Origin of the sequence: Mesorhizobium sp., from assembly GCF_965229135.1 — a bacterium.
Taxonomy (GTDB): Bacteria; Pseudomonadota; Alphaproteobacteria; order Rhizobiales; family Rhizobiaceae; genus Mesorhizobium.
The window spans coordinates 4,229,873-4,244,024 of the sequence record NZ_OZ245860.1 but is presented as its reverse complement, the minus strand read 5'-3'; the positions used below and the strand labels follow the sequence as shown (position 1 = coordinate 4,244,024).

General features: G+C 62.2%; 16 protein-coding genes and 1 pseudogene. 8 read left to right on the top strand and 9 right to left on the bottom strand.

What is annotated here, in order from left to right:
- Positions 1–141 precede the first annotated feature (141 nt).
- The 3 genes and pseudogenes from ACO07C_RS20195 to ACO07C_RS20185 form a co-directional block, all read left to right on the top strand.
- Positions 142–267 (top strand): annotated as a pseudogene (locus tag ACO07C_RS20195) (transcriptional regulator); the annotation flags it as partial.
- 146 nt (positions 268–413) lie between these two features.
- On the top strand, positions 414–647 hold the full coding sequence (locus ACO07C_RS20190; RefSeq protein WP_421915922.1) for a hypothetical protein: 234 nt from the start codon (positions 414–416) through the stop codon (positions 645–647).
- Positions 648–840: 193 nt separating this feature from the next.
- Positions 841–1,272, top strand: coding sequence for a GlcG/HbpS family heme-binding protein (locus ACO07C_RS20185; RefSeq protein ID WP_421915921.1), 432 nt, complete (start codon positions 841–843; stop codon positions 1,270–1,272).
- Between the two features lie 30 nt (positions 1,273–1,302).
- On the opposite strand, the gene ACO07C_RS20180 is transcribed toward ACO07C_RS20185, so the two are convergent.
- The 3 genes from ACO07C_RS20180 to ACO07C_RS20170 all read right to left on the bottom strand — a co-directional run bounded on the left by ACO07C_RS20180 (position 1,303) and on the right by ACO07C_RS20170 (position 3,067).
- Positions 1,303–1,704 (bottom strand): hypothetical protein, encoded by a 402-nt coding sequence (locus tag ACO07C_RS20180; RefSeq protein WP_421915920.1) that lies wholly within the window; start codon positions 1,702–1,704, stop codon positions 1,303–1,305.
- A gap of 275 nt (positions 1,705–1,979) precedes the next feature.
- A complete protein-coding gene (rpmF, locus tag ACO07C_RS20175) occupies positions 1,980–2,162 on the bottom strand; it encodes a 50S ribosomal protein L32 (protein ID WP_008834724.1) in 183 nt (60 codons plus the stop codon).
- A gap of 143 nt (positions 2,163–2,305) precedes the next feature.
- Positions 2,306–3,067 (bottom strand): biosynthetic peptidoglycan transglycosylase, encoded by a 762-nt coding sequence (locus ACO07C_RS20170; RefSeq protein ID WP_421915919.1) that lies wholly within the window; start codon positions 3,065–3,067, stop codon positions 2,306–2,308.
- Between the two features lie 79 nt (positions 3,068–3,146).
- Between ACO07C_RS20170 and ACO07C_RS20165 the strand changes: the two genes are divergently transcribed.
- Together ACO07C_RS20165 and ACO07C_RS20160 are read left to right on the top strand one after the other, a co-directional pair.
- Positions 3,147–4,064 carry a polyprenyl synthetase family protein gene (locus ACO07C_RS20165; RefSeq protein ID WP_421915918.1) on the top strand — a complete coding sequence of 306 codons (918 nt, stop codon included), beginning with the start codon at positions 3,147–3,149 and terminating at the stop codon, positions 4,062–4,064.
- An 88-nt stretch (positions 4,065–4,152) separates the two neighbouring features.
- Positions 4,153–6,489, top strand: a complete 2,337-nt coding sequence (locus tag ACO07C_RS20160; protein WP_421915917.1) for a response regulator — start codon at positions 4,153–4,155, stop codon at positions 6,487–6,489.
- 21 nt (positions 6,490–6,510) lie between these two features.
- Here the strand turns inward: ACO07C_RS20160 and ACO07C_RS20155 are convergent, their stop codons facing one another.
- The 5 genes from ACO07C_RS20155 to ACO07C_RS20135 all read right to left on the bottom strand — a co-directional run bounded on the left by ACO07C_RS20155 (position 6,511) and on the right by ACO07C_RS20135 (position 10,514).
- A complete protein-coding gene (locus tag ACO07C_RS20155; RefSeq protein WP_421915916.1) occupies positions 6,511–7,263 on the bottom strand; it encodes a Stf0 family sulfotransferase in 753 nt (250 codons plus the stop codon).
- Positions 7,264–7,322: 59 nt separating this feature from the next.
- Entirely contained in the window at positions 7,323–7,874 is a 552-nt protein-coding gene (locus tag ACO07C_RS20150) for a chloramphenicol phosphotransferase CPT family protein (RefSeq protein WP_421915915.1), read from the bottom strand.
- A gap of 34 nt (positions 7,875–7,908) precedes the next feature.
- The gene (locus ACO07C_RS20145) at positions 7,909–8,763 is read right to left on the bottom strand and encodes a lytic transglycosylase domain-containing protein (protein ID WP_421915914.1); all 855 of its coding nucleotides are present in this window, start codon (positions 8,761–8,763) and stop codon (positions 7,909–7,911) included.
- A gap of 5 nt (positions 8,764–8,768) precedes the next feature.
- Positions 8,769–10,019: a flavodoxin-dependent (E)-4-hydroxy-3-methylbut-2-enyl-diphosphate synthase gene (ispG, locus tag ACO07C_RS20140; protein ID WP_421915913.1), complete on the bottom strand. Its 1,251-nt coding sequence runs from the start codon at positions 10,017–10,019 to the stop codon at positions 8,769–8,771.
- A gap of 321 nt (positions 10,020–10,340) precedes the next feature.
- Positions 10,341–10,514, bottom strand: coding sequence for a YdcH family protein (locus tag ACO07C_RS20135; protein WP_421915912.1), 174 nt, complete (start codon positions 10,512–10,514; stop codon positions 10,341–10,343).
- Between the two features lie 240 nt (positions 10,515–10,754).
- Here ACO07C_RS20135 and ACO07C_RS20130 point away from each other — a divergent pair, with 240 nt between their 5' ends.
- Positions 10,755–10,958, top strand: coding sequence for a YdcH family protein (locus ACO07C_RS20130; RefSeq protein ID WP_421915911.1), 204 nt, complete (start codon positions 10,755–10,757; stop codon positions 10,956–10,958).
- Between the two features lie 5 nt (positions 10,959–10,963).
- On the opposite strand, the gene ACO07C_RS20125 is transcribed toward ACO07C_RS20130, so the two are convergent.
- A complete protein-coding gene (locus ACO07C_RS20125) occupies positions 10,964–11,116 on the bottom strand; it encodes a hypothetical protein (RefSeq protein WP_421915910.1) in 153 nt (50 codons plus the stop codon).
- 170 nt (positions 11,117–11,286) lie between these two features.
- Here ACO07C_RS20125 and ACO07C_RS20120 point away from each other — a divergent pair, with 170 nt between their 5' ends.
- Positions 11,287–12,732: an alginate export family protein gene (locus ACO07C_RS20120; protein WP_421915909.1), complete on the top strand. Its 1,446-nt coding sequence runs from the start codon at positions 11,287–11,289 to the stop codon at positions 12,730–12,732.
- A 106-nt stretch (positions 12,733–12,838) separates the two neighbouring features.
- On the top strand, positions 12,839–14,065 hold the full coding sequence (locus ACO07C_RS20115; RefSeq protein ID WP_421915908.1) for a serine hydrolase domain-containing protein: 1,227 nt from the start codon (positions 12,839–12,841) through the stop codon (positions 14,063–14,065).
- Positions 14,066–14,152: the final 87 nt, after the last annotated feature.

Sequence of the window (14,152 nt, the reverse complement as noted above, 5' to 3'; positions counted from 1 at the left end):
TACTTAACTATTAGCGCAGGCTTCATGCGTCAACCCCTGGCATTGCCTCTACCTGGCCTTGGTATGAGCGAGATGGCGGCTGTCATCGTCCAATCGTCCCGGTGCGGTTCGTGGCCGCTGCCTTCGATGTGGGGGAGCCGTGCGCCAGCGCTGGTGCCGATCCCTGCGCATCTTGGCGCCTGGGGCCGCGTCTGGCTGCCGGTGAGCGACGAGCTGTCGATCCGGGCCGAGCTTCTCGAACAGGGCGGCCAGTCAATGTGGGAGCAACCCTGCAGGCGGCTTACGAGGCGGTCGTCGCCTGCAGGAGAGACGCGGAGCATGGCGCGCCGGCCTGATCAAGTTATTTTTCCATTTAAAGGCCGGCTCTGCTATCAAGGAGCCGAAATCATAATTTACGGGATTGGATAGAGCCCTTGGTTGAGAACTCTAAGGATACGGCCCGCGCGCGGGCGGATTTGCGATTCAAGAAGCAGGAAGAAGCCGCCACGGTCCGCCAAAAGGCCATGGCGGAATATGTCGCGGAGAGCGATGCCCGGCAGGCCAAGACCAACAAGCTGAGAGCTTTGCGCCTCGCCAAGGAAGCGGAAGACCTCGCCAATGCGCCAGCAGTTCCGGCCAAGAAGCCGGCGCGCGCCAAGAAAAAGTAAGACAGCCAACCACTACGCAGCAGAGTCCGCGAAGCGGAAGACGGCACGCCGTGTCCATCATGCGGGATGTCGGGGCGGCACCGGCCTGCCTTTGCCATCACGCCATTTCTGGCGAAGCAATTTCAACGCAAACCGGGATTTCGCACCGCCCGCACCCGGTCAATGATTCACGTATTTCAAGAGGAGATCGCCCATGACCGCACTGACGCTCGAAAAAGCCAAGCAGATCATCGACGCCGCCTTTGCCAAGGGCACCGAACTCAAGCTCAAGCCGCTCGGCGTCTCGGTGCTTGATGCGGGCGCCCATCTGGTCGCCTTCCAGCGCCAGGACGGCGCCTCGTTCCTGCGTCCGCAGATGTCGGCCGGAAAGGCCTATGGCGCGCTTGCCATCGGCATGGGGTCGCGCCGCGTGGAAGCCTTCGCCAAGGAGCGCCCGCACCTGATGGCCGGCATTTCCGATGTCTCGGGTGGCCGTGTCCTGCCGGTCGTCGGCGGCGTCCTGATCCGAGACAAGGCCGGCATGGTCATCGGCGCGGTCGGCATTTCCGGCGACACATCCGACAATGACGAAGCCTCCGCAATTGCCGGTATCGAGGCTGCCGGCTTCACCGCCGACCCAGGCTGAGGACGAGCCGCGCGCCGAACCTCGATATCCCTAATTCAAATTGATATCCCGGCTGGCCGACCGCATCGACACGGCGAAACCGGCCAGCACGTCGATCAGCGCGATGACCATCAGCGTAAAGAAGACGGAATGAGCCGCGCCTTTCACCAGCAGGAACTCCACCAGGAACGCCACGAAGACGAAGGTCGATAGCAGGTGGTCCATGATCGACGCATTCGTGGTGCGCGTCGACTTCACCATTTCCGCGAAGAAGAAGACCAGCCCGATCAGCACAATCAGGTCGCCGATGGTCATCGAAAACACGCCGCCCGACATCATGTGGACGGAGAATATCTCGGTCGCCCATGGATCGTCGCCGCCGCCGAATATTCCCAGAAGTCCAAGATTGTAGACGACGAAGGGCACGATCAGCAGCGGAATGGCTCCGAACATCTGGCGTCTCCGGTTGGGGCATCTTCTGTAGAATGCGGCGCACGCTCGCCGTCAAGAATTTTCGTAGAACCCGGCCGGACGACATAGTACCCGGAGGCATTAAAGTCCGCCGGCCGAAGCTTCGCCAGCAATCATGGCGATGACATCGTTGAAGTCGTATGCCCGTAAATGCGGCTATGCGCACGCATAATGCACCCTTAATGGACCGCCAACGCAAAAAGACCGGCCAGGGGCCGGTCTTTTTGTCTAGATCGAACGTTCGAGGAAAGCTGATCTCAGCTTTCCTTGGGCGTCAACACCTGGCGGCCGCGATACATGCCGGTCTTCAGGTCAATGTGGTGCGGGCGGCGCATTTCGCCGGAATTCTTGTCCTCGACATAGGTCGGGGCCTTGAGGGCGTCGGCCGAGCGGCGCATGCCGCGCTTGGACGGGGAGGTTTTTCGTTTCGGAACGGCCATGGATATGCTCCATTACATGGTCAAAAAAGCCCCGCCTGCCCTCGTGAAAGGGCCGTTTCAGGGGCCGGAATCTGAGAAAGTCGGGTGCCTATACACGCCCTGCGCCGTTTTGGCCAGCGCCACCGCGAATTTTTTTGAGTTGGCTACTGGAGACATCCGACATAGGCGCCGGATCGGCCCGCCCGCCGCTCGATCAGGTTGGCGAGCCGTTTGAGACCCGGACCGGGCTTTGCCGGATTGCGTTCGATCGGGTTGGGCAAGGTCACGGCCAGCAGCGCCGCCTGACGCCGTGACAGCTGCTTGGCCGAAATTCCGAAATGATGCTGGGCGGCGGCCTCGATGCCATAGATGCCTGGCCCCCATTCGGCGACGTTGAGATAGATTTCCATGATGCGCCGCTTCGACATGACGGCATCGAAATAGACGGCGAGCGGCAATTCGACGACCTTGCGCACCGTGGCCAGCGGCCGCGCCCACAGAAAGAGGTTCTTCACCGTCTGCATGGTGATGGTCGAAGCGCCGCGCGTCGCCTCGCCGGCCAGCGCGTCGTCGACGACACCCTTCAACTCGCCAAGGTCGACGCCGCGGTGGAAACAGAACTGCCCATCTTCCGACATGATGACGGAATGCGCCAGCACCGGTGCCACGTCGTCGATCGAAACCCAGCGGCGGTCGTAGCCGGAAAACGTCGCCAGGTCTTTCAACATCAGCGTCGAAACCGGATGCACGAACGACGGCAGATAGAGGAAGGTCAACACGGCCGGTATCAGCGCCATCACGAAGAGTACGGCAATCCCGCGCCGGACCCAGCGTTTGAGACCGATGCGGTTAACGCCCTTCGGTCTCCCCGCCATGTCCAGCCCTTCGGTTTCGTGATCGACGATCGGTTCCGTCAAGCCGCCCAACCCGTGCTACTCCCCCTCCCCGGCATAATGGCGCTTGGCTTCTTGCGCAATGTCTGAGTGTCGGCTACCCGTCCCGGCCATGACGAAAGACGATCAAATGGCGTTCGAAACCATCCTTGTCGAGCATGCGGCCGCGATCGAGGCGCAACTGCGTCAAATCCTCGACGGACGCGCGCTCGCGGGCGAGATCGCCCGTCCCGAACGGTTGATGGCGGCCATGCGCCACGGCGTGCTCAACGGCGGCAAGCGCCTGCGCCCGTTCCTTGTCATGGAAAGTGCGGCCCTGTTTTCCGCCGATGGCGAGGCCGCCTGGCGCGTGGCGGCGGCGCTTGAATGCATGCATTGCTACTCGTTGATCCATGACGATCTGCCGGCCATGGATGACGACGATTTGCGCCGTGGCCAGCCGACCGTGCACAAGGCCTTTGACGAGGCGACCGCCATTCTTGCTGGCGATGCCCTGCTGACATTGGCCTTTGACATTATCGCCGATGCGGGGACCGTGCTGCCGCCGGACCGCAAGGTGGCATTGATGCTGGCGCTTTCCCGCGCTGCCGGAGCCGGTGGCATGGTCGGCGGCCAGATGCTCGACCTCGAAGCCGAGCGGCATCGGCCGGACGAGGCGGCCATTATCCGCCTTCAGGCGATGAAGACGGGGGCACTGATCCGCTTTGCCTGCGAAGCCGGCGCGATCGCTGCTGGCGCGCCATCCGAACACCGCGAAAGGCTGGCTGAATTCGGCTCGGCGATCGGACTCGCCTTCCAGCTTGCCGACGACCTGCTCGATCTGACGGCCAACGCCACCCAGATGGGCAAGGCAACCGGCAAGGATGCTGCGGCCGGCAAGGCGACATTGGTGGCTCTGCATGGCACGACCTGGGCGCGGCGCCAACTCCAGGGCCTCGTCGACCAGGCCCATGTCCTGCTCGAGCCCTATGGCGAACGCGCGGCACTTCTGAAGGAAGCCGCCAAATTCGTGGCAGTCCGCAACAACTAAAGCGCGGCTTTGCTCCACGAACGAAATTTTAATGTAAATGAAGCGTAATCCCGATCATTAAAATGATGCGTATGTGTTGGGGTTGCGCATGCCGGAATATTCTTCCTTTATCCGGTCGATCCGGATCCGCTACCTTTCAGGACTGTTGATTTTCGCACTCGCTTCCGCCGCCATCATGGTTGCGCTGGATCGGGTGAATTCCTTCCGTCGCGACATCGAGGCCGTGAGCAGCAACCTCGTGGTTTTCACGCGCGACTTGCGCAACGCGACAAGTTTCGCCGAGACGACCGGCACCGCCTGGCAGACGGAAACGCGCGATGCGCTCGCCACATCGGCGCGTGGCCACTCGGAGCGCCTGACCAGCGACATCGAGACACTCGATGCCCAGATCGCCGCGATACGGCCGCGCCTGTCGACGCGAACCGTAAACGAGCTCGATTCCGCGTCCGTCAACGGCGATCTGTTCTGGTCGCCGCGCGACATGGTGCGTAATTTCAACCGGATGTCGGTGGCGCAGAAGGCCGACGAGTGGAGCTATCGCGAGATCCGCAACCAGAACGACTTGGTTGCACAGCCGATGCTGGTCCGTGTCCGCACCGCCATGGACAACGAGCGTCATCTGGCCGATGCCGCCAGCGACAGGCTGCTGTTGTGGGCAAGCGGCCTGCTGTTTGCCGTTCTCGCCATCGTTGCCTTCTGGATCTTCCGCCCGATGGAAAAGGCGATCCGGCGAGCCTTCACCGAATCCGCCGCATCGCTGTTCAAGGCAGAAGCCGCCGATCGCGCCAAATCCGAATTCCTGGCCAATATGAGCCATGAGATCCGCACCCCGATGAATGGGGTTCTCGGCATGGCGGAGTTGCTTGCCAAGACCGAGCTTACGCCGCGCCAGAAGACCTTCACCGATGTCATCGTCAAGTCCGGCAATGCACTGCTGACCATCATCAACGACATCCTCGATTTTTCGAAGATCAACGCCGGACAGCTCACGCTGGACCCGACTCCGTTTCGCCTTTCCGAAGCGGTCGAGGACGTGGCGACCCTGGTGTCGGCGCGTGTCGCCGAGAAGAACCTGGAACTGATCGTCCGCGTCGACCCGCGTCTTCCCGCCTTTGTCGTCGGCGACGCCGGACGGTTCCGGCAGATCATCACCAACCTGCTCGGCAATGCCGTGAAATTCACGGAGAAAGGCCATGTCCTTATCGATGTCGGCGGCGACACCGTCGATGGCGTGGTTCAGCTCAAGGTGCGGGTCGAGGACACCGGCATCGGCATTCCGGCCGAGAAGCTGCAGAACGTGTTCGAGAAGTTTGCCCAGGTCGATGGTTCCTCGACACGCCGCCACGAAGGCACTGGCCTTGGCCTTGCGATTGCCGCCCGTCTCGTCGACCTGATGGGTGGCAAGATCGGCGTGGAGAGCGAGATCGGCCGCGGGTCCGTCTTCTGGTTCGCGGTGCCGCTGCCCGCGCATCAGGCGCAACAGCGCGACGAGGTCGTGCCGGTCGATGTGACCGGCGCGCGCGTATTGGTCATCGACGACAATCCGGTCAACCGCGAAATCCTGCTCGAACAGCTCAGAAGCTGGAGCTTCGACTGCGCCGCCGCCGAAAGCGGCGCTGTCGGTCTGGCTTTCCTCGATCGCGCCTGCCAACTGGGCGCCGCGGTCGACTGCATCATCCTCGACTATCAGATGCCTGGCATGAATGGCGCGGATGTCGCGAGAGCCATTGCCGCCGACAGCCGGCTGAACACCATTCCGGTCGTGCTGCTGACGTCGGTCGACCAGGTCGACTTCGGCAGGATGATCATCGACTTCGGCATCGCCGCGCACCTGACCAAGCCGGCCCGCTCGGCGGTGCTGCTCGGCACGGTCATCTCGGTCGTGCAGAAGGCCCGCGCGCAGGGCAGCAAGGCACAGTTCGTGCGCGAGCCCATAGCCGTCGCGCAGCCGTCGGCCCCGGCCTTCACCGTCATTCGCGGCCCTGTCATGCCGGTCTCCGCCGCGCCGGAATCCGCTGTGACGCCAAACGGGCCGATCGACATCCTCATCGCCGAGGACAACGACGTGAACCAGTTGGTTTTCGGGCAGATCCTCAACGGCCTGGGCCTGAGCTACCGCATCGCCGGCAACGGCCGCACCGCTGTCGAAATGTACCGCGCGCTTCGGCCCAAGCTCATCCTGATGGATGTCTCGATGCCCGAGATGAACGGCTACGAGGCAACACGCGCCATCCGCGCAATGGAGGCCCCTACGGGCAGTCACATACCGATCATCGGCGTCACCGCGCATGCGCTGAAGGGCGACCGCGACAAATGCATCGAGGCCGGCATGGATGACTATCTGCCGAAGCCGGTCTCGCCCGATCGTCTGGGAACGAAGATCGGCACATGGCTCAGCGAGACCGTGGTGGCCAAGACGGCTTGATCCAGGGCGTCTGCCGGTGGCTCAGAGGGCTGCGTCCACACGATAGCGCCGCATCCAGTCAAGGCTTGTATCATCAGCGAGCTTTGCAACGCCGGGTCTCACATCCTCGGCATTCGGCGACCGAATCCCGAGAGCTTCGCAGATTGACACCAATGCCGCGGCCGGGTTGGCCGAAAGCCGTTCGTAGCCAATTCGCAGCGGGGTTATGCCTTGCTCGGAAAACCATCTGTTCCAGGCCAGATCGTAGGCCTCAAGCTGGGCGACCTCGCGTTTGATCCGCTGGAAGTCGTACCGCGATTCATTTGGAGGTCCGACCCTTTCGATCTCGGTTCCATCAGGAGCGATATGCCAGAGACCGGTCTGCTGCGCCTTGATCAGGGAAATGGCCTGCGCGAGTTTGTTCTCCCGCGAGAGATGTATGTAGAGCACGCGGCCAAAAGCTTTTTCAAAACGCACCGTGTCTGACGCAAGTCCAGGGAAAATCTGATCGAGGATCCCCGAAAGCTCATCCAGGTTTTCGCGCATCAGGCGCAGGCCAAAGACGCCTGTGCCACCCTTGCCGGCACTGATTGCCGCATCGAGGTAGGCCGTGTTGAATTCAATCTCGTCCATCATATCGCGAGCGGGCAAGTTCCACTCTTCGGCCCACTCCGGCACGTCCTGCCGCCGATAGAATGAGTGGGGATCGCCGGCCGCTCCGGTGGATGCCAGGAGCTTGCACAGCAAAGTGCTTCCGGTTCTCGGCGTGCCGCAGATAATATATGCGTCGAACATGTTACAGCCCATGCTGGTCGCCGAAGGCAGCGCAACCGCCCCTGACAGATGATGGGCGCCTATAAACGAAATTCCATTTGTATGCGACGGGCGCATTCCAGCGGCGTGAGCAGACTGGTGTCGACTTCGAGATCGTAGCGGATACCCTTGTGCACGCGGCCATATTGCCAGCGCGCCAGCCCCGGCAACCGGTCGGCCCGCTGGACTTCACGAGCCTCGAGAACCTTCAGTGGCGCCAACACGCCAACCAGACGAAGGTCGAAGGCGGCGAGCACTTCGAGATATTCCGGCAGTTCGCCGTCGCACAGCACATCGTCGACGATGAGGTTGTTGCCCTGCCCCGCCATGGCGGCGATGGCGTGCCGCATGCCCCGCAAGGCCCGGGCCCCGGCCACGCCGGTTTTGACGACAACGGATGGTTTGTCGTCGTCAGCAGCGGTTTCATAGGAAAAACCGTCCTCATGGTCCTGCAGGGCTTCCGGCAGCATCTCGATAAAAGCATCCATCTGGACGTGCAGGAAGGGCTCGGCGGTCAAGGTCTGCAGCGCCTTGGCGATCGAGCTTTTGCCGGCACTGCCAACGCCATTGAGAAGAATGATCTTGGCGGCCATACCGACTTGCCCTCACCAGGAATTTCCGGCTGTTCTACCGGTTGCGCATGACCAGGCAGGAGCCACCGACACTGTGCAGTTTCTGGCAGATAGTATCGGCATTGGCCCTTGTGTCGGCCCCGATCCTGACCGCATAGATGCCGCGTCGGCCGATCGGCGTGCGCACCCGGCTGATCACCGGATCATGATTGGCGAGCAAGGCCGGAAAGCGGCTTCTCACCCGAAGCCATTGGTTCAGCGCGGCGGAGCGGCGGAAATTGCCGGCCACCTGCACGCCCCACGGCATGACGTTGATCGAGGCCATCGCCACGGTCGTCGACATGATCGCCGGCAGCCTGCGGCAGGCGACGGCGAAACTCGCCTTGGGGTCAAGCGGCCGGGAGGTTCCGGGGTAGGATGTGTCGGTGAACTTGTCCACCGGCTCGCCCATGATGTCGAACACGTAGCTTTCGGTCTCCATCGGCAAAAAACCGCCGGAGCTCAGCCAGCGCGACACCCGGTTCTCGCCGGCGTTGTAGGCGGCCGCCGCAAGGCCGAGATTGCCATAGGTGGTTTTCATCTCGGCGAGATATTTTGCCGAGGCCGGGATCGCCTGGGTGATGTCGAAGGAATTGGCCAGGCCCCGCATCTTGGCGGTGCCCGGCATGAACTGGGCGATTCCCTCCGCGCCAACCGGGCTCACCGCATTGGGATCAAAACGGCTCTCTTTCCAGATCAGCCGGGCGAAGAAATCCTTCGGCAGGCTGTTCTGGTCGGCATAGGCCTCGATCAGGTTGCAAACCTTGTCGATGAGCCGCTGCTTGGCGGATTGGGGCGGATCGGCCTGGACGACGGTAGACCAGCCTAGCCCACACAGCAGAACCAGCGTCGCCCTGAGGAAACGCTGCATGAGGCCTACTCCGCCGCGGCCTTGCCGCGGCCGAACCGCTGCTCGATATAGTCGGCGACCATCTTCTCGAAATCCGCGGCGATGGACGGTCCGCGCAGCGTCGCCGCCTTCTTGCCGTCGACGAACACAGGCGCGGTCGGCGTCTCGCCGGTGCCGGGCAGGGAAATGCCGATATCGGCATGCTTCGACTCACCGGGACCGTTCACGATGCAGCCCATCACCGCGACCTTGAGGTTCTCGACGCCGGGATATTTTTCGCGCCAAACCGGCATGTTCTTGCGCAGGTCCGCCTGGATATTCTGCGCCAGTTCCTGGAACACCGTGGACGTCGTGCGGCCACAGCCGGGGCAAGCGGCGACGATCGGCACGAACTGCCGGAAGCCCATGGTCTGCAGCAGTTCCTGCGACACCTGGACCTCGCGCGTGCGGTCGCCATTGGGCTCCGGGGTCAGCGAAATGCGGATCGTGTCGCCGATGCCTTGCTGGAGCAGGATGCCCATCGCTGCGGAAGACGCGACGATGCCCTTCGAACCCATGCCGGCCTCGGTGAGGCCGAGATGCAGGGCATGGTTGGAGCGGGTGGCGAGTTCCGTGTAAACGGCGATCAGGTCCTGCACGCCGCTGACCTTGGCCGACAGGATGATCTTTTCGCGGCCAAGGCCGATCTCCTCGGCCATCTCCGCCGACAGGATGGCCGACTGCACGATCGCTTCGCGGGTGACTTCCTGAGCGGTCAGCGGGAACCCCCGGGCCTGGTTGTCGTCCATCAGCCGGGTCAGCAATTCCTGGTCGAGCGAACCCCAGTTGACGCCTATGCGCACCGGCTTGTCGTATCGGATCGCCATCTCGACTATTGCCGCGAACTGCCGGTCCTTCTTGTCCCTGAAGCCGACATTGCCGGGGTTGATGCGGTACTTTGCGAGCGCTTCGGCACAGGCTGGGTGATCGGCCAGGAGCTTGTGGCCGATATAGTGGAAATCGCCCACCAGCGGTACATTGATGCCGAGCCTGAGCAAGCGCTCATGGATGCGCGGCACGGCGGCGGCGCTCTCGTCACGGTCGACTGTGATGCGTACGATCTCGGAGCCCGCGCGATGCAGCGCCGCGACCTGCGCGACCGTCTGGTCGATATCGGCGGTGTCGGTGTTGGTCATCGATTGGACGACGACAGGGGCGCCGTTGCCAACCATCACACCGCCGACATCGACACCGACCGAGGTCCGGCGCGGAAACGGAGAGGAAAAATATCCGGTCATGCCGGCTACCCTTTATCCAACACTTTGAATCTGCGCGTCGCTCCGAAAACCGTATCCGGTTGCGGGCCGGCGCGCCAAAGTCCGGGCATGAGGTGGAGGAGCATGGCTGGCTTGTCAATGGCGACACGTCGCCATTGCTTCAAATCAGACCAGGGATAAGCCGGAAAACTTCGATCTCGTATGGCCGAGAACAACAAAAAAATGTCTCCGGAATCCGGGTTCGGTTTCCGGCCGCGTGCACCAGGATCGACAACCACCATCCGGCGGCCGAAGCCGCCGGCGGGGAATCTCGAACTGTGGTGCTGCTATCTCAGCTGGGCGTCAGTGTTTGGTAGCCCTCAGTTTTTCAATCTCGTCCTTGAGTGCCAGCTTGCGTCGCTTGAGATTCACGATTTCCAGGTCGTCGACCGACGGATGGTTCATCGCATTATCGATCTCGCGTTCGATATCGCCGTGTTTCCGCTGCAACTCATCAAGATGGGATGCAAGAGACATGATTGGTTCTCCCTTTCATGGTTTTCCTCGATTGCAGCCGTCAAAGGCACGTCCACCGCAGGTCGCATCTGTGACGGCACGATGACACTGTGCCACCATCCGGAAGCGATGTCGAATGATCCGTGGTAGCATTCCACGACAATGCGAAATGTGATATGGGCTGCGCGCCGGCTGAAAAAGACGCCGGCCCCGCCCAATCAGGCCCAGTTCTGGGCGCCGCAGACGTGCACACGGTAGAGAATGTCCGATCAGGAACAGGCCGATACTCGACTCGAATTTTCACGGCTGAAGCAGGAACATGCCGATTTCGACGCCGCGATCAACGCGATGATCGCAATGAATTGCGACCCGCTCCAGATACAGCGCATGAAGAAGAAGAAGCTGTTCCTGAAGGATCGGTTGATGGCGCTGGAAGACAAGATCATTCCCGACATCATTGCGTGACGCACCTATGCGGCGATCGAAAGCCTCGCGGCGCGGTCGCACAGCAAGCCGATGAGATTGCCGGTTCGTTCCTCGGACGTGTCGATGGGAACAACAAGGCACATCGTCGCCTCGAACCGTGGCGTCGCGCGCGCCATGAAGGTCGGCAAGGAAAGCATCGCCGGCAGCCAGAAACGGCGTGTGCAAGCAAGTCCCCGGCGGACAGTATTTCGTCCGCGTTATCCATCTGTCGCAGAAAGTGCGGAAGAAGGGTCAATGATGATCTATAGTGCCTGATGCCAGTGGCTTGTCGAGAGTATGACAGACATGCTTGCATTAGGAGATGCGAATGCGCCGGCATAAACCATGGCCCGTCGCAATTGTCTGTTTCTCCGAAGTTCTCTTTGTCCCCAGCCTCGCATTGGCTGATGATCCCATGGTGCTGCTGGACAGTGATGGGCTTGTGGTCAGGGCGCATCTGCAGGCTGGCTTGAACGTCGTCTCCGAACATAACCTGTTCTGGAATTATGCCGACACGTTCGCGGCGGGCGCCGGGTTCAACGCCAACCCGACCTGGCTCGAAGGCTATGTCAAACCCGGCCTGAGCTTCTCCAAGGAACTCACCTCCGTCGTCTCGGCCTATGGCCTGATCTCGCTGGTCGCTTCAGGCACCCTCGGCATCGACGCCTATGACACGGGCAACACAGGCCGCATAACCCTCGAGGAGGGCTATCTCGGCCTTCGCTCCACCAACAAGGACGGCAGCCCAACATTCGACATTTCGGTCGGACCGCGCGAGTTCAAGGCGGGCACGGGCATGCTGCTCGCCAATGGCGGCTCCAGCGGCTTCGATCGCGGCGCGCTCAAGCTCGGGCCGCGCAAGGCATGGGAGCAGGCCGCGATCGGGCGGGTCGGCATCGACGGCTTTACCGGTACCGCCTTCTTTCTTGACGCCAATGAGCTGTCCGACACCGACAGCAACACCAGGATCGCCGGCGCCGACCTTCGCTATGACGCGGGGCCCGAGAATTTTGCCGGCGTCACGTTGGGCCACGTGCTGGACTCCGACGCCCCATACCCCAAAGCCGCGCCCAACGGCATCGGTGCGCCGAGCATCCTGCCGGGAGGCCGCGACGGCCTGAATTTCACCAACCTCTATGGCCGCGTCAGCCCCGAGCAGGGGAGTCTCGAGGACTTCTTCGTTGGTGGCGACTTCGCCTATGAATGGAACGACAGGATCGACATGGCGGCATGGGCGGGCCGGGTTCAGGTCGGCTACACCTTCACCGAGTATTCATGGGCGCCGACGATCACCTATTCCTACCAGACATTTTCGGGCGACGATCCATCGACCTCGAAACTCGAGCGCTTCGACCCCCTCTTCTACGAGGGCAGTCCGAGTTCCTGGTCGACCGGGTCGAAATCGTCGATGCTCTTCATAAACTCCAACGTCAACGCTCACCAGATCAGCCTGCGCGTGACGCCGAACCCCCGGGACACCTTCACCCTTCGCTACTCCTATATCGACGTCAATGAACTGCGCAGTCCGATCCAGTTCGGCCAGGCGACGCGTGTCGACGACTCGTCCGAGGGCGTGCCGAACGCGATCACCGGTGCCACGGCCAGGCATCTCGCCGATGACATCTTCCTCGAATACAACCGTGTCTTGACCCCCAACATCTATCTCACCGCCGGCTTCAGCGTTTCCTTTCCCGGGCCTGGAGCGGCCTCGCTCGTCAACGGCAATCTGCCAGTCTGGACAGGAGGTTTCGTCAATGTCGTCGCCAATTACTAAGATCGGTGCCGGAAGGAGATTCACTCTAGCTGCCGTGCTGCTGTTCACCGCGGCACCGGGCGCGGCGATCCTGCCGACGATTTCCAGTGCCGGGGAGACAACCCCCATGTCCGCCGAAGCCTCCGACCCCGGCAAACTCGGATGGATGGTCGGCGCGCCGCCGCCGTCGGACAAGATCATCCGTTTTTCCGACCCCGATTATTTCAGCTTCCCCAAGCTGCGCTGGACCGTCTGTCACTTCCGCCAGTTGATGCCGACGGTCGGCGTCAGCCGGGGGATCGGCGCGCCGGTGTCACTTGAGCGAAAGCTCGACCCGACTATCGACGCCGTAACATTCACCCCGCTGGGCAGCGACAAGCCGATGAGCTGGGAGGAATCGCTGGCCGCCAACTACACCGACGGCATCGTCGTCCTGCATGACGGAGTCGTGGTCTACGAGCGCTACTCCGGCTGCCTCGACGATACCGGCCAGCACGGCGCGATGTCGGTAACCAAGTCGCTGACCGGGCTTCTGGGCGAGATGCTGGTGGCAGAAGGCACGCTCGACGCCAACGCCAAGGTCGCCACCATCGTGCCGGAGTTGGCCAAGAGCGCCTTCGGCGACGCGACCATCCGGCAGGTGCTGGATATGACGACAGGCCTTCACTACAGCGAGGACTACGCCGATCCCGATGCCGATGTCTGGATCTATTCGGCGGCCGGAAATCCCCTGCCCAAGCCGGCCGACTATTCCGGCCCGCGCACCTACTTCGAATACCTGCGGACAGTGCGCAAGGAAGGCGAGCATGGCAGCGCTTTCGGCTACAAGACCATAAACACCGATGCGTTGGGCTGGGTCATCGCGCGCGTCACCGGCAAATCCGTCGCCGACCTGTTGTCGGAGCGTATCTGGAGCAAGATGGGCGCCGAGCAGGACGGCTACTACACAGTCGATTCCATCGGCACGCCTTTTGCTGGTGGCGGCCTCAACGCCGGCCTGCGCGACCTGGCCCGGATCGGCCAGTTGCTCCTTGACGACGGCGTCCTCAACGGCCAGCGCCTCGTGCCGGAAGCCGCGATCGCCGACATCCGCGCCGGCGGCGACAAGGCTGCCTTCGCGAAGGCGGGATATTCACTGCTCAAGGGCTGGAGCTATCGTGGCATGTGGTGGATCTCCAACAACGAGCACGGCGCCTTCATGGCGCGCGGCGTCCACGGCCAGGCCATCTATATCGACCCGACCGCCCACATGGTCATCGCGCGCTTTGCGTCCAACCCCGTCGCCAGCAATGCCGCCAACGACCCGACCTCATTGCCAGCCTACGAAGCGCTCGCCAGACACTTGATGCAGTGACGTCCAGGTGGGGCGCGTCAGGACCGGCATGCGGCCTGCGCTGCTCGTCCTTGCGGCTTCTGGCGAATTCGGCTAATGCGCGCCTTT

What these genes read in the sequence shown, in the direction of transcription:
- ACO07C_RS20180 (WP_421915920.1), bottom strand. Translation starts at nt 1,704, where the DNA reads ATGTTCGGAGCCATTCCGCTGCTGATCGTGCCCTTCGTCGTCTACAAT.
- ACO07C_RS20145 (WP_421915914.1), bottom strand. Translation starts at nt 8,763, where the DNA reads ATGCAGCGTTTCCTCAGGGCGACGCTGGTTCTGCTGTGTGGGCTAGGC.
- ACO07C_RS20135 (WP_421915912.1), bottom strand. Translation starts at nt 10,514, where the DNA reads ATGTCTCTTGCATCCCATCTTGATGAGTTGCAGCGGAAACACGGCGAT.
- ACO07C_RS20150 (WP_421915915.1), bottom strand. Translation starts at nt 7,874, where the DNA reads ATGGCCGCCAAGATCATTCTTCTCAATGGCGTTGGCAGTGCCGGCAAA.
- ACO07C_RS20160 (WP_421915917.1), top strand. Translation starts at nt 4,153, where the DNA reads ATGCCGGAATATTCTTCCTTTATCCGGTCGATCCGGATCCGCTACCTT.
- ACO07C_RS20115 (WP_421915908.1), top strand. Translation starts at nt 12,839, where the DNA reads ATGTCCGCCGAAGCCTCCGACCCCGGCAAACTCGGATGGATGGTCGGC.
- ACO07C_RS20130 (WP_421915911.1), top strand. Translation starts at nt 10,755, where the DNA reads ATGTCCGATCAGGAACAGGCCGATACTCGACTCGAATTTTCACGGCTG.
- ACO07C_RS20155 (WP_421915916.1), bottom strand. Translation starts at nt 7,263, where the DNA reads ATGTTCGACGCATATATTATCTGCGGCACGCCGAGAACCGGAAGCACT.
- ispG (WP_421915913.1), bottom strand. Translation starts at nt 10,019, where the DNA reads ATGACCGGATATTTTTCCTCTCCGTTTCCGCGCCGGACCTCGGTCGGT.
- rpmF (WP_008834724.1), bottom strand. Translation starts at nt 2,162, where the DNA reads ATGGCCGTTCCGAAACGAAAAACCTCCCCGTCCAAGCGCGGCATGCGC.
- ACO07C_RS20125 (WP_421915910.1), bottom strand. Translation starts at nt 11,116, where the DNA reads ATGCTTTCCTTGCCGACCTTCATGGCGCGCGCGACGCCACGGTTCGAG.
- ACO07C_RS20185 (WP_421915921.1), top strand. Translation starts at nt 841, where the DNA reads ATGACCGCACTGACGCTCGAAAAAGCCAAGCAGATCATCGACGCCGCC.
- ACO07C_RS20120 (WP_421915909.1), top strand. Translation starts at nt 11,287, where the DNA reads ATGCGCCGGCATAAACCATGGCCCGTCGCAATTGTCTGTTTCTCCGAA.
- ACO07C_RS20165 (WP_421915918.1), top strand. Translation starts at nt 3,147, where the DNA reads ATGACGAAAGACGATCAAATGGCGTTCGAAACCATCCTTGTCGAGCAT.